14 protein-coding genes are annotated in these 25,471 nt (G+C 41.7%); 1 reads left to right on the top strand and 13 read right to left on the bottom strand.

From position 1 onward, the window contains the following. Positions 1–10: 10 nt before the first annotated feature. From CLOL250_RS04860 to CLOL250_RS04825, 9 genes are all read right to left on the bottom strand, one after another. Positions 11–5,911 (bottom strand): leucine-rich repeat protein, encoded by a 5,901-nt coding sequence (locus tag CLOL250_RS04860; RefSeq protein WP_044945143.1) that lies wholly within the window; start codon positions 5,909–5,911, stop codon positions 11–13. Between the two features lie 59 nt (positions 5,912–5,970). After that, positions 5,971–6,621, bottom strand: coding sequence for a TetR/AcrR family transcriptional regulator (locus CLOL250_RS04855; RefSeq protein ID WP_021943571.1), 651 nt, complete (start codon positions 6,619–6,621; stop codon positions 5,971–5,973). A 151-nt stretch (positions 6,622–6,772) separates the two neighbouring features. Next, on the bottom strand, positions 6,773–9,190 hold the full coding sequence (locus CLOL250_RS04850; RefSeq protein WP_008401063.1) for an HAD-IC family P-type ATPase: 2,418 nt from the start codon (positions 9,188–9,190) through the stop codon (positions 6,773–6,775). A gap of 142 nt (positions 9,191–9,332) precedes the next feature. After that, on the bottom strand, positions 9,333–9,860 hold the full coding sequence (locus CLOL250_RS04845; RefSeq protein WP_008401062.1) for a phosphatase PAP2 family protein: 528 nt from the start codon (positions 9,858–9,860) through the stop codon (positions 9,333–9,335). Between the two features lie 117 nt (positions 9,861–9,977). Continuing rightward, positions 9,978–11,036 carry a hypothetical protein gene (locus CLOL250_RS04840; protein ID WP_008401061.1) on the bottom strand — a complete coding sequence of 353 codons (1,059 nt, stop codon included), beginning with the start codon at positions 11,034–11,036 and terminating at the stop codon, positions 9,978–9,980. Positions 11,037–11,254: 218 nt separating this feature from the next. Next, positions 11,255–11,380, bottom strand: a complete 126-nt coding sequence (locus tag CLOL250_RS14120) for a hypothetical protein (RefSeq protein ID WP_008401060.1) — start codon at positions 11,378–11,380, stop codon at positions 11,255–11,257. 82 nt (positions 11,381–11,462) lie between these two features. After that, entirely contained in the window at positions 11,463–11,927 is a 465-nt protein-coding gene (locus CLOL250_RS04835; RefSeq protein ID WP_008401058.1) for an Hsp20/alpha crystallin family protein, read from the bottom strand. Between the two features lie 346 nt (positions 11,928–12,273). Continuing rightward, positions 12,274–14,067 (bottom strand): ammonium transporter, encoded by a 1,794-nt coding sequence (locus CLOL250_RS04830; protein ID WP_008401055.1) that lies wholly within the window; start codon positions 14,065–14,067, stop codon positions 12,274–12,276. A 336-nt stretch (positions 14,068–14,403) separates the two neighbouring features. Beyond that, complete coding sequence (locus CLOL250_RS04825; RefSeq protein ID WP_008401053.1) at positions 14,404–15,576, bottom strand: sugar transporter; 1,173 nt, start codon at positions 15,574–15,576, stop codon at positions 14,404–14,406. A 498-nt stretch (positions 15,577–16,074) separates the two neighbouring features. On the opposite strand from CLOL250_RS04825, the gene CLOL250_RS04820 reads away from it, so the two are divergent. After that, positions 16,075–17,496, top strand: coding sequence for an alanine/glycine:cation symporter family protein (locus CLOL250_RS04820; protein WP_044945142.1), 1,422 nt, complete (start codon positions 16,075–16,077; stop codon positions 17,494–17,496). A 465-nt stretch (positions 17,497–17,961) separates the two neighbouring features. Here CLOL250_RS04820 and CLOL250_RS04815 read toward each other — a convergent pair whose 3' ends face one another. The 4 genes from CLOL250_RS04815 to CLOL250_RS04800 all read right to left on the bottom strand — a co-directional run bounded on the left by CLOL250_RS04815 (position 17,962) and on the right by CLOL250_RS04800 (position 25,262). Next, on the bottom strand, positions 17,962–18,906 hold the full coding sequence (locus CLOL250_RS04815) for a D-2-hydroxyacid dehydrogenase (protein WP_008401050.1): 945 nt from the start codon (positions 18,904–18,906) through the stop codon (positions 17,962–17,964). A gap of 399 nt (positions 18,907–19,305) precedes the next feature. Further along, entirely contained in the window at positions 19,306–20,859 is a 1,554-nt protein-coding gene (locus tag CLOL250_RS04810) for a phosphatidylinositol-specific phospholipase C/glycerophosphodiester phosphodiesterase family protein (RefSeq protein ID WP_008401047.1), read from the bottom strand. A gap of 16 nt (positions 20,860–20,875) precedes the next feature. Then, on the bottom strand, positions 20,876–21,265 hold the full coding sequence (gene tagD / locus CLOL250_RS04805) for a glycerol-3-phosphate cytidylyltransferase (RefSeq protein ID WP_044945138.1): 390 nt from the start codon (positions 21,263–21,265) through the stop codon (positions 20,876–20,878). A gap of 1 nt (position 21,266) precedes the next feature. Next, complete coding sequence (locus CLOL250_RS04800; protein ID WP_008401045.1) at positions 21,267–25,262, bottom strand: CDP-glycerol glycerophosphotransferase family protein; 3,996 nt, start codon at positions 25,260–25,262, stop codon at positions 21,267–21,269. Between the last annotated feature and the right edge of the window lie 209 nt (positions 25,263–25,471).

The following is a 25,471-nucleotide window of genomic DNA, read 5'->3' as shown; positions in this document are numbered from 1 at the left end:
TCGCAATATATTATTTTGTTATCTTGATCTTCTTTACTGTGCTGTACTTACCATATACCTTCCTGCCTGTGGAATCCTTCTTATATGCACGAACCCGTACATAATAGGTCTTTCCTTTTTTCAGCTTCTGTATGGTCTTCGTTCTCTTCGTTGTATTGACAACCTTTTTACCCTTGGTGAACTTAGAATTGGTCGCATATGTGATCTGATATCCCTTTGCCCCGGATACCTTTGAATACCTCACAACCAGATTCTTGCCCTTCGTATTCATAACCTTAAGTCCGGTTGTCTTCTTCACCTTTACCTTCGACCACTTCGCATATATGGTATAATTTTTCTTTGAACCTTTCTTGATCGAAGTGATTTTCTTCGTGCATTTACGATCTGTATACCAGCCCTTGAATGCATATCCCTTCCGGGTCGGTTTCTTTAATACAACCTTCTTCGCTGATGTATAGGTCTTCGGATTCTTCTTGTTATTCTTACCCTTATTTAACTTATATGTAATCTTATACTTCTTCTGGCTTAACTTACTAACCTGATGTTTCTCTGTCTGTTTACATACGGAACAGGTTCTGCTTTCTTCCCCTGCCTTTGAGGTAGTCGGCTTCACTGTCACTGTCCATGCAGTCCAGATATGACCCTTTGCTGCTATACTGACATTCTCCTGCACCGTCTTTCCACAGGTATCACAAACATAATGTCCGCTTCCTGCCATCGTACAGGTTGCTTCCTTATCTGTTATCAGACGTTTTGCCTCATGATCACAGATAAGCTGCGCCAGCTCTCTTATCTCAACCGCTCCACATACAGAACAGGTTCTTGTTTCTTCTCCTGCCGCATCATAGGTAGCAGGTGTAACAACCTTCCATTCTCCACAGGTATGTTGATCCGCAAATTCAACCACGATCTTCTGTGGTTTTGTCACATTTTTGATCGTATACTTTCCATCTGCAAATTCTATCCTTGTGCCATTTGCAGATACAAGAACACATCGACCGGCTGCAGCCTTAACTGTAAAGGAATAATCCTCGCCATAACTGATCGTTTCTCCCTCTTTCTCCGGAAGGATCGTATAATCATCCCCACCGGATGGGATCGTAACCTCATACCGGTTCGGGATCACATCTTCTGCTTTCACATCTATGATGTAGTCTTTTCCAATGTTCTTAATGGTATAGCATCTGCCATCTGTCTTAAGTGCCTCTGCCACTTCATCAGACAGTTTATAATAGTTGCCATCAAATCCCCTCACCGCTTCGTACACATAGACAACCGCATGGGCATTGCTATATCTATCTCTTGCCGATAATGTATAGTCTGAATCTTCAACTACGTCGCCACCTGTCTCTTCCAGGTAGTCCCGCGCATTCTCTGTAAGAGTAACTCTGTAATACTCGATGATTCCGTCAGGTTTCGTATTTGTCGCTCTGTTCATCGAAAGCTTAAGATCCCGACCGGTTACATCCGATTCCTCTAATCTGACACCGACTGTTTCACTCTCTGCCTTCCAGTTATTCTCATAGTACTTTATGGCTGCTAACTGATATTCTGCCTCTTCTAATTTCTCGAACCGATAAGAGCCATCTTCTGCTGATGTCGTCTTTTTTGTATCATCGTTTCCTTTTAATTTAACTGTTACACCCGGCACAGGATTGCCTTCCGGATCGCGAACAGTTCCGGAGATCGCATAGGTCTCTATATTCTTTTCAAAGATTGCTGTGTAGGTCTCGCCCTCAAAAACACCGTTTACCGCAGTTGGATAGAGTCCGGTTATGGAATAGGACGGACTACCCTCCTTGCTGTCAACCCACTTCACGAAATGCCAGCCAAGATCTGCTACCGGAAGAACTCCCTTTGGCGTTCCACTTACTGCCTTGATCGTCTCTGTCAATTCACCGGAACCGGTCTCGTCACCTACCCATTTTACTGTTCCATGCTCGCCGGCCTTGTAGGTAAATGTAACCTCTGTTTCCTTTGTTGTAATCTCTACCGTATGATTTGCCGAGATATCGGATATCGTATAATTGCCATCCTCATCCGGCGTCAATGTCTTGCCTTCTAAGCTTACCCCTTCTAATATGCATCCTGTATCCGGTGTTACTGTAAATACAACAGTCTCACCGGTCTCGGTGATAAGCTCTTTCACTTTCTTCTTATCAACGCTTGCCGATGCATAACTACCTTCCGTCAATTTAAATTCCAGAGTGTACAGGTCATATGCTTCTGCATATACATCCTTATCTGTAGTTAATACATGCGTGAAATCATACAAGGTCGTAAGTTCCTTATCTTCATACCAGTCGAATGTATGAATCGTATCATTCTTTCCTGTTACAGTCGGTGCCTGGGTCTCGGTAACTGCATGGTTGTAATTCGTATATCCATATCCTGCAAGATCTTTACCACCGGTCGTATAATGGAAGGTCATCTGCATAACGCTTCTACTTGTTTCTTCCTCTGTTAAATCAAGATACGGATATCGTTCGATTTCTGCTCCGCTTATTATCTGTTTCCATACAAATAACTGCTTTCCTCCGGAAGCCTTCAGATCTTCATTGATACCATTCTGCAGCTTCCAGGCAGCCTTACCGGATTCAAAATCTTTCACTGTCATAGCTTCATTATCAGTAAATGTCACCTTATGTCCCTTCAAATCCATGGAATATCCGTAAGCTTCCACATCAATATCTCCCACATAACAGCAGGCAGATACCACTGCATTTCCCAAATAAGATGAAACACAACCTGCAATAGGCGCTGCAAATGCATGCGGTTCATTATTCTGGAAGCTGGTTGCAACATTTGTTGTCTTTATATTCGTGGAATAATTATAGCAGTCTCTTATCAGAGCATTCTCTACCCCTCCTACAATTCCTCCGGTATGGGAACCACCTTCAACGTCTCCTGTATTATAACAGCCGTAGATCGTACCCTTACTACATATTGCATAAGCAGCAATACCTCCGGCGCAACTGTCCGAAGCTGTAACAGCTCCTGTATTATAACAATAATAGATTCCATACTGTGACAGAGAAACCGGAACCAATTCCTCCGCTTCCGCAGAACCGCTTCCCGAATCATCTGAAGATCCGCCGGATGTATCTTCCCACCCCCCAATGGATGGATTTACGATTATTACATCACCGCCTTCTGCCACACCGGTTCCTGCTGCAATACCTCCGACATATGTTCCTGTAAGTGCTCCTTTATTATAGCAGTTAGCAACATATCCCTTGTTATCTCTTACAATACCGGCTGCCTGACCGGTTGATGTAATTGGCGCTTCATTATAACAGTTCAGGATCTTGCCATTATTCCAATCACAAATTCCTCCCACATCTCCGCTAATGCGTCCTCCGGTATTATTGATTGCTCCACGATTGACACAGTTTTTTACAATGCCATAATTCATATCTACTATGCCAAAGCAATTTTCACGCTGTTTATCGATCCATTCTACATCTGCTGTATTCACACAGGCATCCATAATTCCATAATTCTTATATACAAAAACAGCACCGCCATGCCCACAATATTTTGTGCGCAGTCTTCCGGCTGTACAGTTCGTAACGGATCCATTATTGAACCCTGCAAATACTGCACATGCAGTTACATAAGACTTCTCTATCGTCAGATTCTTTAAAGCTCCCAATCTGCCGATATATCCGATCAGTCCGCCCTGATTATCATATCCCGGATTTTTCCGATACAAGCCCCGGATCGTCTTATGATTTCCGTCAAAAACTCCCTGATATATAATGTTATATTTCGTAAAATTAACATTATAAGATCCGAGAGATGGCCAGTTGATCACATTTGTCGTTTCATCTGTCCATACATCCCATTCACTTGTATCATTCATCTCAATATCATTGCAAAGAACGACATTCTCCGACAGATGTGCCGTAGCATCATCTCCGTTTCCATTTACATAATCAGCAAACCAGTATAACTGTCCAGCATTGCTTACTGCATAGTATCCTATGTAATTTTCGTCTAATCCAAATGCCTTACAATTCTCCGCCGTGACCTGCTCAGCCGGCTGATAGGAACCATCCACCGTTGCAAATCCATTTTCATCATAGGTCAGGCTCTTGCTGACTTCTCCACATGTACTACATTCTGCCGTATAGGTATATATGCCATCCTTTACACCGGTCAACTTCCAGCCCACCTTTTCCTCATGGAAAGTGATGTGATCTCTTGGCACACCAAAGGTCTCCGTCAGGCATCTGTAAATCTCAAATGAATGTACCATATAGTACATGCTCTTTAAACTATTCGCTATCGTCTCTTTTGATTTATCTCCATAATCTGTTAAAGTTAACTGTAAAGAATCGTTATCTTTGTGCGGAATCTCTACCATCGTTCGGTTCCATGAACCACAAAATACATTCATATTTAACTCTTTTAAAGAAAGAGGCAGCTTAATCTCACGTTGTTCTTTCAGATTTGTATTATTTTCTTTATATGTAGAAAATAAGCCTTCCGGCAAGGTATTCAAGGCACATCCGTCTTCAAATGTTATGTACTTGATTTTTGCATTTCCGCCACCATCCAATGAAGTCGCTGTAAAATCCGTCAAGCATTTTGGATATTCAAGGCTTCGCAGATTACTGATGCTAAATGCCCGGGTTCCAATGGTAGTCACGTTCTGCATATACGGCAGCTCGGTTATATATATATAACGGAACGCTTCATCTTTAATTGTCTTAACACTGTCCGGAATCCGAAGTGATGATACCTTTGAGCATCCCATGAAAGCCTGCTCTTCAATCATCTCTAACTGATCAGAAAGTTGTATATCGGTAACATTACCGCAATATGCAAATGCTGCTTTTCCAATTGATGTCACGGAATCCGGAATTACGATCTCCTGCAATCCGTCACAATCATAAAATGCACATATACCGATCGTTGTGACTGTACCAGGAATCACAAGCTTCTCCATCTGATCCAGATTTCGGAATGCTGATTCTCCGATCGTTGTAAGTCCTTCCGCTAATTCAACATCTTTCAAAGCGTAACAGGCATAAAAAGCTTCCTTTCCTATGCTTTCAACCTTTGAGCCTTTTTCGAACCGGATCGTCTCAAGATACTGTGAATTATAAAAGCACCTCTCCGGTATCGTTTCAATGGAAGCCGGAACCGTAAATTCTTTTAAAGACTTACAACCGTAAAGTAAATATTGAACATTCTTTCCAAATGAAGTAAGCTTGCATCCTTCCTCAAATGTAATCTTCTCCAGTGACTCATCCATATAGAACATGCCATGATTGAACGAACCTGAATTGAATTCTGTAACAGATGCCGGAATCGTGATCTCCTTCAGCTTCTTCTGTTGCTGCACCAGTGCTGTTGTTAATTTCTGCATCGTACTTGGAAGATAGATATATTCATACTGGAGATTTTCTGGTGGACTATATACATTAAAATATGTCAGTCCTTCTCCAACTTCTACCTGCACGATATTGTACTTGGCAAATACGTCTGCATAACCTGAGAATACACTAAACTCACCAGCCCTGCTGCTGTTTGTATCTACGCCTCCATATGTGATCGTAGCAATATATTTTTTCACTGATGTATCTTCTGTATCCACTGCATCTGCTGTGTCTGCCGTAGCTTCCGTATCTGCTGTATTTTCTGCAGCTGCATAGATCCGCCATATATTTCCGTTGTTATCTTTTTCCTCCACCAATGGTTCACCGGTCTTCTGATAGTGATATCCGGTTTCTTCATTGGTTACTTCACCAGTATCTTCACCAGATTCTGCCCCGGCCGCGTCATCCGTCTGTGCATACGTTGTCACAGACCCATAAAGCGTTATCGGCGTCGCAACCGCAAGCATGGCAAGCATGGCGGCTGCCAGATAATGCTTTTTTCTCTTTGTTTTTAATTTACTCATATTTACCTCCCTTTCATTCATGCACGTATCCCTTATATTCCTAGTACCCCTGCATCCTGTTATACGGATGCTGTCGCATAGTTTATGATCATTTCCTTTAAACGTATCAACTCCGGCATATAATCCCTGTTATCCTCTGCGCCCCATATAAAGCCTCCCGCGTAGTAGGTACATGCTGCCATCATCGTATGTACGGTCACACGGATAAATTCATCCTCCGGTATATCCGTGCGAAAGGTATGATCTTCCTTTGCTTTCTCATACATCATATGCAATCGGGTATCAGCCGAATACACCGACGTATGAATATTCTCAAACTGTTCCGGATCTACGCCCTCATGTGTGACGTAGTGATTAAAGTTATCATTGTACTGAAGCAGTTCCTTATGGTTCAGATACATTTCAATATAACTGTCCAGCGTGAATATGAATCGATCGATCGCCGGAATATCCTGAACCGATGAAATCGGTCTGTTTCTATCGAGCTCATCCAGATATGATTTCCACTGTGCCATACAGACTGCGATCGCCAGTTCTGTCTTATTCGAATAACACCGGAATAAGGTCGCCCTGCCGATACCGACCGCCTCTGCGATCTCGCCCATACTTACCGCTTCAATCTTCTTTTCTACAAAGATTCGAAATGCAGTATCCAGGATCCGCTGTCGTCGTTCATTTTCTTTTGCTTTTTGTTTCTCTGATTTGTTCATTACCATGTTCCTTTTTGATACGTACTGTATCATTAATTTTATAGGAAATAAAATGTGTTGTCAATACGCACAAACACCTCTTATATATAAGTCAAGGATTTTTTCTGACCTCAAAAAAATTAGGCAGCCCTGCTTTGTAGGCTGCCTGTCTCTATTTAAGCTCCAGATATTTTTTAAGCTTTGGCTTTTTCTTTTTATAGTATTCCTGCAGCTTCTCCACCAACAGGGTGAGGTAGCGGAACAGGGATTCTGCCGCGAATCCGAATACCACCATAAGCAGTACGCAGATATTTGACAGATCGGTCAATGCAAATAACTTCTTCAGGAAAAATCCTGAGAATATAAATCCAACGATGTTCAGTCCGATCACACCATATTTCATCTTGTTTAACGGCTCACTGATCTTAAACAGGATCATAAAGCCAACAACGCAAAGCACCATTGTTGCGATCGTACCGATGCTTTCTCCCGGCAGGGCAAATACCTCACCGCAGATTACTAACGCACCAACCGCAATTACATCAGTAAGACCACCCGGAAATGCTTTGAACATAACATTTGTAAGGAAATGTCCTTTGATCCTGTCTCTGTTCGGTTCGAGTGCCAACAGAAATCCGGGAGCACCGATCGTAAACATACTGACCAATGAGATCTGCGCCGGTTCCAGCGGATAGGTGATCATAAAGATAACCGAGAACAGCGACATCAACAGTGAGAATATATTCTTAACAAGGAACAGGCTGGCGGAACGCTGTACATTATTTACAACCCGTCGTCCTTCGTATACCACATCCGGCATATGTGCAAAATCTGAATCTAGCAAAACGACCTGTGCTGCCTGTGTTGCAGCTTCACTACCAGATGCCATCGCCACGCTGCAATCCGCATCCTTCATTGCAAGGATATCATTGACACCATCACCTGTCATGGCCACGGTATGCCCCTGCTTTTTAAGTGCCTGCACAAGCTTCTGCTTCTGCTTCGGCGTCACACGGCCAAATACCGTATATTCTCGTACGGCTTTCTTAATCTTCGTATCCGTATCAAGTGTCGTTGCATCCACATAACTTTCTGCGTTGTCAATACCCGCCTGAACTGCGATCTGTGATACCGTCTTTGGATTATCACCGGATATAACCTTGATCGCTACATCCTGACTCTTAAAGTATGCAAAAGTCTTTACCGCATTTTCACGGATCGGATTTGCCAGTGCCACAAAGCCAAGCGGTGTTACTCTGTCAGATAATCCATTTGCAATACTGCTTCCTTCATATCTTCCAAATAACAGCACACGATCTCCCTTTTCGGCATAAGGAAGAATCTCTTTCTCGATTGACGCATAATCATCTCGCATGATGAATTCCGGTGCGCCAAGCAGATAGATGCCATCCGAAAATGTAATACTACCGTATTTCAAACTGGATGAAAATGCCAGACGATCAAGCGGTACTCTGTGTTTTCCGACACTACCGTCTGCCTCATCGGCATATTTCTTCAATGCCTCCATCGTAGCGTTATTATCCTGTGACGCTGCTGTATAATCGATCAGCAGCCCCTTTAATTCGTCTATCGTCTTTAACGGATTCCGGCTGTCCTTACTTAAGAATACATCCTTGATACTCATAACCGGTTCTGTGATCGTTCCGGTCTTATCCACGCACAGCACATCGACACGCGCCAACGTCTCGATACTTTTCATATCATGCAGCAGGACTTTTCGTTTTGCCAGATTCATCGTACTGAGTGCCAGTGCGATCGTAGTAAGAAGATATAACCCCTCCGGGATCATACCAAGGATAGCTGCAACCGTCGAGGTTACACTCTTCCGGATCGAGTCATCATTTACGAAATGGCTCTGCCAGAACAGAATGATACCGATCGGTATAATGATGATACCAACCCATTTTACGATCAGGTTGATCGACCGGATCATCTCGGACTGTTCACCGCTTCCCATGGTCTTTGCTTCCATGCTGAGTTTTGAGATATAGGATTCATTTCCGACCTTTTCCAGTCTGGCATAACATTCACCGGACACCACAAAGCTGCCGGATAACAGAGAACTGCCGCTCGTCTTTTCTACCTCGTCCGCTTCACCGGTAAGGAGGGATTCATTTACCTGAATGCTGCCATCGATAACAACCGCATCTGCACAGATCTGCTTTCCGGCTGTCAGTAAAATGACATCATCCTTTACCAGTTCTTCCGAACGGATCTGCTGTAAAACCCCATCTCTGACTACATCTGCATGAGGTGCATTTAAGAAATTCATTTTTTCCAGTGTCTTCTTCGCACGCAGCTCCTGTATGATACCGATCAATGTATTACCTATGATGATCGGCAGAAAAGTCAGGTTCCGAAAGGAACCAACAAGGATCAATAATACTGTGATAATAAGAAATATTAAGTTAAAGTATGTAAGTGTATTCGACAGAATGATCTCTTTCGTTGTTTTATCCGTCGATATATCGGTCTGATTCGTCAGCCCTTTTTCGATTCGTTTCTTTACTTCGTTTTCTGTCAGTCCCCGGATCGAAGGATTGATCTGATTTGCATTTGTATCGTCCATAAGATTTCCTCTCTGGTCTGTGTTATCAAAACTTTTACACCATTCTACTACATTCCTATGAAAAGAAAACGAAAATAACTGTTAAATTTTGTTAATTCTTTATTCGTCTTTATTCAGGCGATAGCCTGTCCCCATTTCCTTTCTATTCATTCAATGAATTAAACTTCAGTTTCTTTTTTGTGATCAGATATGCTATTACGCCACACAGAATTCCAACCAGAATACCACCTAAGATATCGGTCGGGTAATGCACATACAGGTATAGTCTGGAAAATGCGATCAGCACCGCAAGCACCAGTGCCGGATACCGGTATTTCTCTTTTGCAAAAAACAATGCAGTTACTGCTGCAAAGGACGCTGCCGTATGACCGGATGGGAATGAATAATCTGTCGGCTTCTTCACTAACAGGGAAATCGCTGTATTTACATCAAAGGGTCTTGTCCTTGCTACCGCATTCTTCAATATGCCATTACAAAGTATAACATCAAATACCAGTGCAAGTGCCATCAGGATTCCTGTCTTTCTGTGTTTCTTACTGATCAACAGCACGATCGTAAGTGCGATCCAGATGACCCCTGCATTTCCAAGTGTCGATACAAATGGCATCACTACATCAAGAAATGCATTTCTCATATGCTCCTGTATAAAATCCAAAATCGTTAACTCCATCTGATTCACCTTTTGTCCTCCTGCCTGTATGTAAATCGCACACTGTTTCTACCGATCTGCTCTGTCGCTTCACTTATGCAAGTGATTTTGTATGTCTTTCAGATAAGTATCATTTATTTATTTTTCCCGGAGGATCTTCACACCACGAACAATCATGAATACCCCTACGATCAACAATGCTGCTGACATTACCGTTGGAAACAAAGAACCCATAACAATCGTGAGGCTGGCCGTCTGAATGAGCATAAAAATAAAGCTAAGCACACTAATGCCATTTACTAATATAAAGCCGGCTCCGACTACAATACATATGACTCCGGCATAAATATTCGCGCCTTTCCGAACTGCGGAACCAACCTTTCTTGCCTGCTCCCGCTGTGCAGGATCCATACCCATGCCATTCATCATCTGATCAAATTCAGGCGACATACCGCTTCCATATACTGTACCACCACTATTCACCTGACTGGTATAGACCTTGTTTCCAGCATCTCCTGAAAATGGTGTGCCCGGAGTTCCCTGCTGCCATTGTGAATTCTGCCCGGTATCTGTAGCCCCTGGTGATGTTTTCTCGCTATTTTCTATTATTATGTCTGCCGGCTGACTGCCATACACACCATACGGGCTGTTGTATCCGGACTGACTATTGTATCCGGACTGGTCGTTATATTCGCCGTCATAACTTCCATATTCCGGCGTCTGATATGGCTGATATCCACCGTCCATTTCCTGTCCATTAATTCTATCACCGACACCGCCGCTCCATTGAACCCTGCCGGATTTCTGGTCTGCATCACCGCTGTCTCCTTTTAAAAAGTTACGAATTCCCTGGATCAGAAGCAGCACTCCTATGCCCCCGAAAAACAGAAGGAAAAGTCTCATGACACCTAGTCCTTTTGCAAAAAGGCCCACAAAGCCAAAACTCATGAATACCAAAGTTCCCAGAATGCAACCCAGTAATTGTTTGACCCGATTGGATACACTTTCCATCGAATTAATAAATAATACAACACCTGTCAATGCAAATATTAATCCGAATCCAAGTACGATCCCCCATGTTAAGATTCCACCCTGATCATACAGGGTTGTTATGCCCCATACTCCGAGTGCAAGCATCATCACGCCAAAGCAAAAGAAAACAAATGCTCCTATTTTTGCTCCTTTTTGTTTCTGCATAAAACCACCTCCGTTTATAGAGTATCACATAACTGTGGTTTTTTACACTTCTCCATGTATATTTTTTTGATTTTGTCACCAAAGCCCTTCGATGGAAATTCTTCCGATGATACTTCTGTTCCTATAAAGCAAAAAAATCCCCCGCACTTGTCTCCTGTAGTTCTTCGGGCTACAGGCAAATGCGGGGAACCTTTTCTTTGTTTGTTGATTTATTCACTCTAATAAGTATGTTTCTTTGACTTTGGTACTGCAGCTTCAACCTCCTGTGCATTATGATTAGCTGTTGCACATACCTTCTGAACTGCTTTCTTTTTCTTCAATGGATGCTTTGGATTCTTATCCATAATCTACACTCCCTTTCTTATATCTGTATACATATACATAAGGGGTCATGTTTTTATTCGCACGGCTCGATATCAACACATTTTATTCGATGGCAATGAAGTTCTCCTTTTCGATTGCTTCCGGTGCTTTCTTTGGAAGGGTCAGACGAAGAATACCACTTTCATATTTTGCATGTATATCCTTCTGACTGATACCGTCACCAACATAGAAACTTCTGCTCATGCTGCCGGCATAACGTTCACGTCTGATATACTTACCGGTCTTCTTATCTTTCTCATCCTTATCCAGACCTTTTTCAGCGGAAATAGTGATGTAGCCATCTTCCAGTTTGACATTTACTTCATCCTTCTTAAATCCAGGAAGGTCAATGTCTACTTCATAGCTGTCATCTGTTTCACGGACATCCGTCTTCATCATGTTCTTAGCATGTTTGCCATACAACGGGCTTTTCTCTGGAAACATTTCCTTTTCAAATTCCTTACCGAATGGGAAATCATCCATCCAATCATCAAATAAACTTTCTCCAAAAATACTAGGTCTTAACATAAGTCATTACTCCTTTCAATTTCAAACCAGTGTCGGAAATCTCAGCTCCTTATGGAACCTTGAGGCACTTAGACTTTTGTATGTTTAGCACTGTCAGAGAAACTGAAGTGTCGAATTTGTATGTTATAAGTTCCGGGATTCTTTCTTTTATCTTCTTTCTTAATCCCTTTCCTTATCTTTATCTATGTTATAGCACCGTTTATTAGCACTGTCAATAGGTGAGTGCTAATTTTGTGTGAAGATTTTGTGAACTATCTGATTTCCATTTCTACACTTAAAAGAAAAAGCCAGACCGGTGCTCACCGGCCTGGCTCTTTCTTCTATATAATTATAAGTTATTTGTAATTTACTCTACATCCTGTAAAGCTGCAAAGTCTTCCTCACCGGTACGAACCTTAACAACCTTGTCAACGCTGTATACGAAGATCTTACCATCACCGATATGTCCGGTATACAGAGCCTTCTTAGCAGCTTCAATAACTGCACTGACAGGAATCTTGCTGACTACGACTTCTACCTTAACCTTTGGAAGAAGGGTTGCATCTAATTCAACACCACGGTACATCTCGCCGGCACCCTTCTGGATACCACAGCCCATAACCTGATTCATTGTCATACCTGTAACACCGAGGTCATTTAAAGCTTTCTTTAAGATCTCAAACCGTGCAAGCTTTGCAATGATAACTACCTTGTAGATACCGCTTGGGGATGCTGTAACAGGAGCTTCCGCAACCTTGACTGCTGCATTCTTTAATGTGTCAGAAGCCTTATCATAATCAGCTACACCAAGATCTGTATTTTCATTTACATCCATTGTCATTGTATTTGATACATCAACAATACTGAAGCCGGCATATGCAGATGGAAGACCATGCTCGCATGAATCCAGACCAACAATTTCCTCTTCCTCTGATACACGAAGGCCGAAGATCTTCTTAATAAGAAGGAATGCAATTGTAATCGTAACTGCTGTCCAGAGGATGGTTGCGCCCATACCTACGAACTGAATACCGAGCTGCTTGAAACCACCGCCATAGAATAAACCTTTGGCTGCGATCTGGTTTGCACCATATGTTACACCATCACCGATACCTCTTGCAAATGCAGGAGCTGTATCTGTAGCGAAAAGACCAACTGCGATTGTTCCCCAGATACCATTTAAACAGTGAACTGCAACAGCACCTACAGGATCATCAACATGTAATTTGTAATCTAAGAACCATACACCGAATACAACCAGTACACCGGCAACAGCACCGATCACGATAGCACCGAAAGCATCACAGACATCACAAGGAGCTGTAATTGCTACCAGACCTGCAAGAGATGCATTCAGACACATTGAAACATCAGGCTTACCATATTTTACCCAGGTAATGATCATTGCTACAACTGTTGCAACAGCAGGAGCAATTGTTGTTGTTACGAATATGGAACCAAGTTCTGAAACGGTTGTTGCTGCTGCACCATTGAATCCATACCAGCCAAGCCAGAGGATAAATACACCGAGACAACCGATCGGAAGGTTATGTCCAGGGAATGCATTTACTTTTTCAACCTTACCATCCTTGCCCTTTACAAACTTACCGATACGAGGTCCAAGGATTGCTGCACCGATCAATGCACAGATACCACCAACCATATGAATACAGTTAGAACCGGCAAAATCATGGAAGCCCATCTGAGCTAACCAGCCGCCGCCCCATGTCCAGTGTGCCTCAATCGGATAAATAACTGCTGAGATAACTGCTGAATATACACAATAGGAAATGAATTTTGTACGTTCTGCCATCGCGCCGGATACAATTGTCGCTGTTGTTGCACAGAACACTAAGTTAAATACGAAGTTGGACCAGTCAAAATTTGCATAATCAGTAAATATGTCAAATCCCGGTTTACCGATCAAACCAACCATGTCTTCACCAAGTAAGAGTCCAAAACCAAGAAGGATAAATACAACTGTACCAATACAGAAGTCCATCAGGTTTTTCATCAGAATGTTTCCGGCATTCTTTGCTCTGGTAAATCCTGTCTCTACCATCGCAAATCCTGCCTGCATCCAGAATACCAATGCCGCTCCGATCAGGAACCAGACACCGTACACTTCACCAGAAATTGCATCTAAAATTTCACTTGTCATAGTTCTTACCTCCTAAAACTCAAAAATGCGATACATGGAGACTTATCCTTAACAGACGCCCCATTGCATCGCATTTTACTTCATTTTTCCCCTCATCCGGTCCGCGCGTATAGCCGGATATCAGGCTTCTCTTTATCCTGTACCGGGATACCTATACCTCCCGATAAAAGAAAAAGGCACTACGAATATTTCGTAGCGCCTTTGCTATGTCCATGAGTATAGCACCGAGGATTACTCATGTCAACGAAAATTTATATTTTTTTTAGAGATTATTAACCATGCCTTTTCCAACTGATCATCACAGTTTATATTTACGCGTTCCATACAAGTATTTATCTACTTTCTCTTCATCTGTGGGATCAGTATAAAGCTGCAATACAGGATAGCTATAACTGCCATGATCCCCCCTGCAAATCCGATATACCCCATCGATGCATGTGTACATACCAGACCACCGATCCAGGTTCCGCATCCGATTCCCAGATTATAGATTCCTGAGAACATCGACATGGCCACAGCGGAGGCTTCCTCCGGAACCGCTTTGATCGTCTCTGACTGGAAAGTAACGCTAAATGCCGTTACAGCCATACCCCACAGCATACAGATCAATATCATTGTCCATGTAAATTTCGATGCCGGTTTCAGGCAAAGCATGACAACAGCGATCAATGTGATCGATGCACGGATAAAATGATATCTGTGTTTGTCATATACACAGGAGAACAGAAAACTTCCAAGAATTCCGGCAGCTCCAAACAACATTAAAGTTATAGTAACAAGATTATCCTTAAACATTGCTACCTGCTTCAAAAACGGCTCAATATAGCTGTAGCCTGTATAGTATGCACCCGCAACTAAGAACGACATTAATATGATCCCAAGCATAACCGGGTTCTTCAATATCACCGGCAGTTCTTTCATTTTAAAGGATGTACCGCCTTCAACCTTCGGAAATACAAATGCCATATAGATAAGGGCAAGAAATGCAACAACTGCAACACAGAAAAATGTCATTCTCCATCCTACATATAATCCAACGATCCTTCCAAGCGGAAGTCCAAATATCATCGCAATGGATGTACCGGTTACTACCATACTCATCGCAAACGACCTGAACTTCTCCGGCACGATCTTAACTGCTGCCGGTGATGCGATCGACCAGAAGACCGCATGTGCACAGGCAACTATGATCCTTGCCGCCATCAGCATCGCATATCCGGCTGCAACCGCTGATAATACCTGACCGATTCCAAATAACGCAATCGTTCCCAACAGCAGCTTTCGGAAGCTGATCCTTGATGCAAGCAGCATAAGTGGCAGTGATAACAGCATAACCGCCCACGAATATGCTGAGATCAGCATCCCCGCTTTTGCCTCCGTGATCTGAAAATCATCCGCGATATCGGTCAGAAGACCGATTGGCATGAATTCCGATGTATTAAATATAAATGCCGCTACCGTCATTCCGATGAGCGGCAGCCATTCCCTGATAGTTAATTTCTGATTCATTCTGTGATTATATCCTTTCCTGTATTTTTCTATTTAAACATTTACCATTTTGCAACGCAGTCCGTTAATATATATTCTTTACCATGCAACATAGTCTGTTAATATATATTCTTTACCATGTAATGCAGTATGTTAATATGACTCCGTATTATGCAACACATTTATATGAAACCTATCTTGTATTATATGGTATTTTTTCTATGAACCGCATCTGATATTATCCGGCATTTTTATTTCCATAGTAATTTTATTATCGGATTCCCAACTCCGCAAGTCAAAAAATAGTCTTCTTTTTGTAATTTTTGCTGTGTTTACCGCTGTTTTTTCACGAAATTAAACGAATTCTGTTGCATTAGCGTAGAAAAGTATGTATTATATTAAAATATTGTGTTATTTTTATAAATATTTGATTTTTCTGTAATATAATTCTTTACTTTATTCATATAATTTATGAGAATAACACATCACCACAATACAAAAAATGAAAAGGAGAAAATCATGTGGGCAACTGTAAATGAAATCTTAACAAAAATCGATGATTTTGTGTGGGGTCCTCCACTTATGGTCCTTATTATGGTCGGTGGAATTCTTCTCACAATCCGGATGGGCGTTCTTCAGATCCGCAAACTGCCATTAGCACTCAAATGGATGATCAAAAACGAAGAAGAAGGCGAAGGCGAAGTTACTTCCTTTGGTGCACTGTGTACTGCTCTTTCCGCTACGATCGGAACCGGTAATATCGTTGGTGTAGCAACTGCGATCGGAGCCGGTGGACCGGGAGCATTATTCTGGATGGTACTTGCTGCATTCTTCGGAATGGCAACCAAATATGCAGAAGGTCTTCTGGCTGTCAAATATCGTGTCGTTGACAAGGACAACCATGCACTTGGCGGACCATTCTACTATATCGAAAGAGGTATGGGATCAAAATGGAAATGGCTTGCAAAAATATTTGCTTTCTTTGGTATCTGTGTAGGTCTGTTCGGTATCGGAACCTTCTCTCAGGTAAATGGTATTTCTTCCGCTGTTAATTCATTCTTTGATCCTGACATGCAGTGGACGATTAATATTCCAGGGATCGGTACTTATTCATGGACCGTTGTTATCGCTTCCCTGATCTTAAGTGTATGTGTTGCACTCGTTCTGATCGGCGGACTGAAGCGTATCGCAAGCGTATCCCAGATCATCGTTCCATTTATGGCTGTTATCTATATTGTTATATGTGTGATGTTACTGATCTGTAACATCACTAAGATTCCTGAGGCTGTTGTTATCATTGTAAAGAGCGCATTCAAGCCTTCTGCTGTTGCAGGTGGTATCGCCGGTTCATTTATCATTGCTATGCAAAAAGGTGTAGCGCGTGGTATCTTCTCAAATGAAGCCGGTCTTGGTTCTGCTCCTATCGCAGCAGCCGCTGCCCAGACAAAGGAACCGGTTCGTCAGGGTCTTGTATCCATGACAGGTACTTTCATCGATACCATCATTATCTGTACAATGACAGGTCTTTCCATCGTTCTTACCGGTGCATGGAAAGTAGAAGGTTTACAGGGTGTTCAGGTTACCACATATGCTTTTAACGAGGGACTTCCGATTCCTGCAACGATATCAAGCTTCCTGTTAATGCTCTGTCTGGTATTCTTTGCATTTACAACTATCCTTGGATGGGATTATTATTCTGAGCGTTGTCTGGAATACTTATCCGGCGGCAAAAAGAAATCCATCATGATCTACAGATGGTTATACATTCTTGCTGTATTTATCGGACCTTACATGACAGTTTCTGCTGTATGGACGATCGCCGATATCTTCAACGGACTGATGGCTATTCCTAATATGATCGCCATCTTTGCTTTAAGCGGTGTGGTTGTAAGGGAAACGCGTGATTTCTTCAGCCGTCATAATAAGCAGCCTTTTGAATAAATTGTTAAAATAAAATAGAGGACCCTGAGATCTAATTCACATATTATTACGCAAGACACTTTCGTTCTATCTTCATGTAGCGGTACTAAGCTCCTGCTTTCGCAGATCGCTAAGGACCGACATTCAGATAGGCTTGCTTCATAATAGTGAATATATATCTCAGGGTCCTCTATTTTATTTTTCTGCACTATACTAATTCTTTTCTCCTGCTTTATATAGTTAATGGGTACCAAACCACTTTATAACACTTCATACCACATCAAATTTTATTTTTAGGGTATATGCTTTTATTTTGATAATCTATACCCTTATCTCTACCTTACTTTCGGGTATTATCATCCATAGAAATCTTTCATACCCTGAAATCATTTTATTTATGGGTATAAAATCATTTTATTTCACACCATACCCATCTTCTTAATTATTTCCGGGTATCAATCCGCCCACGCACTCTTTATACCCATTTTATCTCGTCTCAACAAAATCCTTTACATGGTCAAGGACGATCTGCATCAGGCGGGTGCGGGCTTCGGTGCTTGCCCAGGCGATATGTGGCGTGATGAGTAGCTTATGGCTGTCCTTTATAGCAAGCAAAGGATTGTCCGGCTGTATCGGTTCCGTCCGAAGGACATCTACGCCTGCGGCTGCGATCGTGCCCTGCTTCAAGGCTTCCGCAAGATCTTCTTCTACTACGATCGGTCCACGTCCAAGGTTCAGGAAGATCGCGGATCGTTTCATCTTTGCAAATGCCACTTTATCCATCAGGTTCTCGGTATATTCATTTAATGGCGCATGAACCGATATAACATCAGATGTCCGAAGAAGTGTATTCAGGTCAACCTGCTCATAGCCCTCCTGTGCCGGTCTGCCGGATGCCGAATAATAGATTACATGTGCGCCAAATGCCTTTGCTATATCTGCTACCTTCCTTCCGATCGCTCCAAGTCCGATGATGCCCCATGTCTTTCCGGCAAGCTCTGTAAACGGCTCGCCAAACCAGGTAAATACATCATTTTTCTGATATGATCCATTCTTTACATAATCATCATAATACCGAAGCTTTTCGAGCAGATAAAAGAGCATGGCAAATGTGTGCTGTGCAACGATCGTGGTGGAATATCCGGCTGCATTTCTCCATTCAATTCCCCGTTTATCCAGATAATCTTTATCCAGATTATTTGTTCCGGTTGCTGCTACGCAGACCAGCTTCAGATTCTGAGCAGTTCCGATCGTCTGCTCGTTTACCGGTACCTTATTCACGATGATAACATCTGCATCTACTACCCGCTCCGGAACTTCTTCCGGCTGTGACATTTCATATGTTACAACCTCACCCAAAGTCTCAAAGTCTGTCAAGTCAATATCTTCTCCTATCGTCTTACGATCCAAAAACACTATCTTCATAATCATATTTCCTTCCCTGTTTTATCTTTGTTATTCGATATTCCATTTACCTGTACCTGCGGTCAGCCGTGCTTGGTAAAAACAAGCTATCAACATATACCGCATTCCATCCGCCTGTACCTGCTGTCAGCCGTACTTGGTAAAAACAAGCTATCAACATATGCCGCATTCCATCCGCCTGTGCCTGCGGTCAGGGTGGAGAGAAAACGCGTTTCATTTCCTATTCTGCCCGCACGCCTATTTGCCGTCAGTCGCCCTAACTCACCCTTATGGGTTCAGACAAGGGCTTTGTGCCGGCAGCTAGTGCCGGCATCATAACGGAAATTACACTTTATGTTTTCCTCTCCACCCTGACAGCAGACACAGGCGGATAGAACATCGGAAAAACTAGAAAATATGGGAGAATCACCCAAGATCCTCCCATATAGCTACCATCACTAATTTCATGTTTCGTTTTACCTTCCAGACAGGAATGACCGCCTCATCTGCAAATATGTAAGGTATGACATCCTTTGTCTCATCGAAATCCTTCTTGATATGATACAATCCATCTTTACAATACCAGAATGTATTTCCATCTAAGGTTACGCGAAGCTTCCAACCAACGAAACGTTTTCCCGGAACCGAAAATTCACATTTACGAAGTGTTCCTGTTCCGTCATTCTCCCAAACCGTTTTGTCCTTGTACTCCAGATTTCCCTTCTTCGTCTGTAAAAACTGATCTTGAACATCTTCTGAATAATGATTTTCTACATCAGCTCGATCACTGTTATAGCATATATAGAATGGAAAATATCCAAACCCATCCGCCTCATCCAACAGCTCCTCTGTAACAAAATCCGTACAGATTGTATCAACACCGGAATCCAACAGGTGTTTTGCATAATCTGCATCTTTCTTAATCGTATAGCAAAATACATACAATCCTGCATTATGAACTTTATGAATCATTTTCTCATTCACATAATTCATCCGAATAGCTATGCTGCATATTCCATGATCCAGACAATACGTAATAATGGAATCAAGCCTTTCCGTCCGCCGTCCAACCAGATACATATAATTTTTAAAAAGATATACAGAATCTATCTGTTCATACATTGTCTTATTGTATACCTGTACCAGCAGTCGATCCAGGAATGCCTCATCATGCTGAAAATCATCCAACAAAATTTCTGTGATTTCTTTAATTTCATTTCCATCTTTCTTACTATGAAAATCCACCTCAAACCTGTAGTCCGGTTCGTCCTTTACTCTTTCATAAAATTGTCTCGCATCCATGATCGGATTCCCATGAATCGGCATATTCATCACACGTTCATATGTCATGTTATCAAAATCCGGTTTATATGTAATTCCGAGACACTTGCAGTTACTCGGCGACCAACCATGACTAAGTACCAACCGACCATCAGTGGTATAGGAAAAATCGATCTCAAAATCCTTATAACCTGTTCCTATCCCATGCTCCAGTGCTGCCATCGTATTATGATAAGTCTTGTCATCCATGCCACCAAATGCATGTCCCATCAAAGGCTTTGAGAATATATCTGATCCGCAGTTCACGCGAATTCCATGCTTATCTTCCCACTGTGTGACAAAATAAATACTATTCTCTTCCTTATACAGCTCTTTCACTGATGATCCAACCGGAAGCAGCATTTTTTCCGGCATATCCGCCTCTGTTCTGTGCCAGCTTCCATCCGTACAGTACCATTCCCATACAGCAGGAGTCCGTCTTCTGGCATAAAAACCGATACAGTCTGCATCTTCTCTTACAAAAGGGTTCTGTAGTTTCGGATATGAGAATCCGCTCCATATAGTACTGACAAAGCGTCGGTCACAATCTGCCGATCCTGTCTTATTATATTCACTGTCTACTGATGTTGCACCATTTCCGACATATACAAGTCTTCTTGTCTTATGCCCTAACTTCAAATGTGGCACATGAACCTTCATGCTGATTAACCGCCTTTTATTTTCCTAAATCATCTTTGATCTGTGTCGTTGAGATATCCGGTGTTCTTGGCAGATATACAACCTCACACTGCTCTTTTAAGAAGTCAAATTTTCCTTCCCAATCATTTCCCATAACAAAGGTATCTACTTTGAATTCCTTGATATCTTCTTTCTTCTGCTCCCAGCTTTCCTCCGGAATAACCAGATCTACATAGCGAATTGCTTCCAGAAGCTGTTTTCTTTCTTCATATGAAAAATAACATTTCTTCTTCTTCTGATTCCAGTTAAATTCATCTGTTGATAATGCAACGATCAGATAATCGCCCATCTCTTTTGCTCTGCGGAGCAGGTTAATATGTCCATAATGGAGCAGATCAAATGTTCCATACGTAATTACCTTCTTCATATCATTCTCCTTCATCCCTGACAGCTAACGCAATCAGATTCTTTAAATCTTTTTCATTTGTAATAAGCTGAACTGCATATGCATCACCGTATATGGCTTTGAAAATCATCCGCTGTTCTTCTGTCTTTACAAATACTCCCCTCATGTATGGCAGGCACACCTTCAGGGCATCCTTAAGAAACTGATCTTTTTCTACCACCAGTTTCCTGAACATGTCATCACTGATACATAATATTTTATTTGGTGTTTCCATAAATGTCAATGACAGAAGCTTTTGTGCATCGATGACATCATATAATAGGATCAGATCAAATGGCGCCTGTCCAAAGAAACGTCTACCGGCGGCCGCATAGTCGTATTTCCATACTCCCATTGCCTGTTCGATCGTGATCTTTTTATTGTCATAGAGCTTCTGTGCTGCAATACCTGCTCCACTCAAATGATATTCATCATGAGTTCCAATAACCGGTATTTTATTCAGCATCGGATAAGCTGTATCCTTATTGTCATTTGTCAGATATCGGTTACATGAAATGAATACATCCATATCATCATGCCCGTCAGATTCTATATAGGTTCGAAGACGTCTGGTATCTTCCGAATCTCCACAGGAATCCGAATAGATCAGCACCTGTTTCTTCGCATGATCCGAAATTGGCTCTACATCTACATATTCCTCTGTACCTGTAAACAGACTACAGAGCTTCTTCGCATTATCCACAGAATCATAAGCGCAGAATTCCTTATATGCAGCTTCATCGTCATATGTCTTTCCGCGGTTAATTGCTTCCAGCACTTCTTCTTTCGTACGCACTTTGTCAAATGGAAGCTCCATCAGATCCATGTATGTTCCACGTTTCTTGCGATATAATTCATAATCATTGCAATACAGAATGATCTGTCTGCGCAGCACCAGATAATCATAAAATACACTGGAGTAATCCGTGAGCAATGCATCTGTAAGCGCAAGCAGCTGGTAACTGTCTACCGTCGGCGGGAATTTCTTAATTCTCTTATATACACTGTAATCAAGAGAATCACTGACTTTATGATGCAGATTTACATATAAGATCTGATCATCTCTGAGATTTGCATCCAGATAATCTAATAATTCTTTTGACTCATCTATAACCTGTTCTACGTCCAGATAATCTTTCCAGGTAGGCATATATGCATACAGATGTTCACCGTTCGGCGCAAGTTCGGCACGAAGCTCATGCAGATCTGCTTTTGATGCTGCAAGCATTCCGCCGGTTCTTGGATAACCAAGGTTCAAAGCTTTTCCCTGCATCAGTGTTGCTACCTTATATGACTCCAGCATATGCACCTTTGTGTATTCATTTGGATATAACAGATAATCTGCATCTATAAAATTCTTCTGTGTGTTTCCATCTTTATGCTTTCCGTTTGCATTCTTGGCAAGTCCCAGCTTCTTTAATGGTGTGCCATGCCAGATATTGATATAGGTCTGGCCATCCTTTTTCACCCAGCCAACCGGGAAATATACCTCAGTGAGCAGATACTGTGCAGACTCTATTATCTCCATATATTGTGCATCTTTTATAATGGTCTGTGTCCGCGTCCAGTTATTATTCTTAATATAGGTCTGAACTGTTGCATCCGTTTCCTCATCCGTCCGCACATAGATCTTAAAATCCCTGAAGCAGTCATTTGAATTCAGTTCATTCAGGATATACTGCATGGAACCACGCACGCCTTTTCCAAGTCCTACCAGAGCAACCGTATTTGGAACGATCTTACGACCGTAATAAGCATCTGTTACATTTTTCCTACCGGGTTTTACCTTGTTCTCTTTTGCAAGCTCTACCATCTCCTGAACCTGAGATTCCCATTCCTTATGTTCTGTAGTATCCGGTTCTGTGGTCTTCTTACAGTCAACAAGTCCTTCTGACTGATTCGGAAGCAAATGGATCTTTTCCGGTTTCTTTTCCTCGCTCAGTTCCAGTTTAATGCTGCTATATATTTCAGATATGTCTTCTTTGTAACGCAGAATATCTCTTCCGTAAAATCCATATTCAGGTCTCTGCATCTGAAGCATCTGTTCTTCCGATGTACAGAAATAAAGCCGGATCGGAGTCTCCCAGCGATATCTTTCCATAACAATATCTGTCCCCTGTCCAGGCTCTCCTATACATACTACATCAAAATGTATTAAATCTCTGACATACTCCATCTGCTCTCCATCAAATGGAATATACCCCCTTAAGTCCGTAGTCGATACGATCAATCTGTCTGCTAACAGCATTAACAGTTTATGCTGCATACTGTTCTTTTCTACCATTCTGCCCCCGGCAGCTTCCAGGTTTTTCCATACTGTGCTTCCAGGTTCTGAAACAAAATAATATTCATTTCCATCTTTTTCAGATACTGCATATTGATATAATTCCGTGATACGACTCTCTGTCTGATCCGTATCAGCCATGAATAACACTACTGCATTATTCTTATTTGCAGTCTCTTTATAGAACATTTTTCTGAGCCTGCAATTTTCTTTTGCAGCCTGTGTACGAGCTTTTCCCAGTTTCTTCTCAAATAATTTTTCTTTCTGGCATTTATCCTGATTAGAACATTTGAAAAAATAAATACCATCATTTTCTGATCTGGCACTGTATCCGCCAAGATTCCATTCAATTCCAACATTTGGATCACTTATCGGAACATATGCCGAATCAAATCCCAAAGGAATCCTGATAGATTCATCACCGAAATTAGCAAAACATAAGAGATAACAATCTTTTCGATCCTCAAATGGCATATCTACATGTATCATCGCTTCCTGATACATCGTCTGCCCCATAATCTCTTTTCCTGTATAACTGCCGCTGTAAACAAATACTTTCTTCTTGCCACCAAACATAAAATAAACCTGATCAGCCATAGCAGCAAGGATCGGATGAACATGTCCATCCACACACAAATTTCCATCCCTGTATTTGATCTGATCGATCTGAAGCTTCAGATTACTTATCTTATCCAGGATCGTATTTTCCGATCCATAATATGCTTCTGCATCAAAATACTTCTTCTCAAAGACATATTCTTCGTCATACTTTAATTTTCCATAAAACATCTTTACAATATCCGGAACCTGTGTTTCCTTCAATTTGTAGCAGTTCAGCATAACATCATCTTCTACATATGAAAGCAGCTGTTTAATCTCGGAAAACACCACTTCGCGATCAGGATCAGTTTCTCCAAATCCGCAATCCGTCATATTCTGCTCTATAAAGCCTTTTAACACATGCATCAAATGATATTGAATAAATACCGGAACTGTCTCATACTGAGTCTGCAGCTCTGCAAGAAATGGCAGCCAGAATGTCCGGAACAGATCCGTCTGATTCTTTGCATATGGCTGATTTTCATCCATATCACGCAAATATGTGATATAGCTGATATATAATACATTCTTTTCTTTTGCACAGATATCCAGCATACTGGCCTGTTCCATTGCCTGCTTATATTCATTTTTGAATTCCAGTTTATTCATTTTATCTGTACGTAGAATTGTTCCACCAAAATAAAACGGATGGCAGTGGAATTTCTTACGAAGCACCTGATCGATCACCTTTTTCCCTGTCGTATCCCCTGCAAATGCATCAACAGACCCATCTGGGCCGCATTTTTTCAGCATAATAACCGTACTTTTATTATGCATCTCAAGTTCTGCTACAAGACGTACAAATGCTCCGTCTGACCACCGGTCACCGCTATCCGTAAATGTAACATAATCACCTGTTACATGACTTTTGGCGTCTTCAAATATATTACTGTTCTCTGGGATTTTATTTATATCATATATAGAAATATCAAGATTTTTACCTGTCAAAGTCTCCTCAAATGTCTGTCCGTTTCCCTTGTAGATCAAAAGCTGAATATCACCTGTATAACCCTCCAGCTGCTTCTGCAGGCTGTTCCCTGTGATGAGGTTCTTTTCCTCCCTGTCAGATAATCTCCATATAATTGAAAGCTTCATGCTGCTGTTAAAACTCCTTACTCATTTTTATCAGTGACAGGTTTGTTGCCTAAAATAATTCTCTAAAAATCTACCTGTTTCGACTACTTTATTATATCTATTTCACCCGCTTTTTTCAACCTAATAATACAAATACAGCAATAAAACAGCTATAGAAATTATGCGCGTTCTATAGCTGTTTTATTCTTATCGCTTATTCGCTTATATTA

The organism is Clostridium sp. L2-50 (assembly GCF_000154245.1).
In the GTDB taxonomy this organism is placed as follows: Bacteria; Bacillota; Clostridia; order Lachnospirales; family Lachnospiraceae; genus Coprococcus.
Note: the sequence above shows the minus strand (reverse complement) of the source record. Positions and strands in the feature narration are given on the sequence as shown.

Coding starts and splice junctions, on each gene's coding strand:
- CLOL250_RS04860 (WP_044945143.1), bottom strand. CDS start 5,911: ATGAGTAAATTAAAAACAAAGAGAAAAAAGCATTATCTGGCAGCCGCC.
- CLOL250_RS04855 (WP_021943571.1), bottom strand. CDS start 6,621: ATGAACAAATCAGAGAAACAAAAAGCAAAAGAAAATGAACGACGACAG.
- CLOL250_RS04850 (WP_008401063.1), bottom strand. CDS start 9,190: ATGGACGATACAAATGCAAATCAGATCAATCCTTCGATCCGGGGACTG.
- CLOL250_RS04845 (WP_008401062.1), bottom strand. CDS start 9,860: ATGGAGTTAACGATTTTGGATTTTATACAGGAGCATATGAGAAATGCA.
- CLOL250_RS04840 (WP_008401061.1), bottom strand. CDS start 11,036: ATGCAGAAACAAAAAGGAGCAAAAATAGGAGCATTTGTTTTCTTTTGC.
- CLOL250_RS14120 (WP_008401060.1), bottom strand. CDS start 11,380: ATGGATAAGAATCCAAAGCATCCATTGAAGAAAAAGAAAGCAGTTCAG.
- CLOL250_RS04835 (WP_008401058.1), bottom strand. CDS start 11,927: ATGTTAAGACCTAGTATTTTTGGAGAAAGTTTATTTGATGATTGGATG.
- CLOL250_RS04830 (WP_008401055.1), bottom strand. CDS start 14,067: ATGACAAGTGAAATTTTAGATGCAATTTCTGGTGAAGTGTACGGTGTC.
- CLOL250_RS04825 (WP_008401053.1), bottom strand. CDS start 15,576: ATGAATCAGAAATTAACTATCAGGGAATGGCTGCCGCTCATCGGAATG.
- CLOL250_RS04820 (WP_044945142.1), top strand. CDS start 16,075: ATGTGGGCAACTGTAAATGAAATCTTAACAAAAATCGATGATTTTGTG.
- CLOL250_RS04815 (WP_008401050.1), bottom strand. CDS start 18,906: ATGATTATGAAGATAGTGTTTTTGGATCGTAAGACGATAGGAGAAGAT.
- CLOL250_RS04810 (WP_008401047.1), bottom strand. CDS start 20,859: ATGAAGGTTCATGTGCCACATTTGAAGTTAGGGCATAAGACAAGAAGA.
- tagD (WP_044945138.1), bottom strand. CDS start 21,265: ATGAAGAAGGTAATTACGTATGGAACATTTGATCTGCTCCATTATGGA.
- CLOL250_RS04800 (WP_008401045.1), bottom strand. CDS start 25,262: ATGAAGCTTTCAATTATATGGAGATTATCTGACAGGGAGGAAAAGAAC.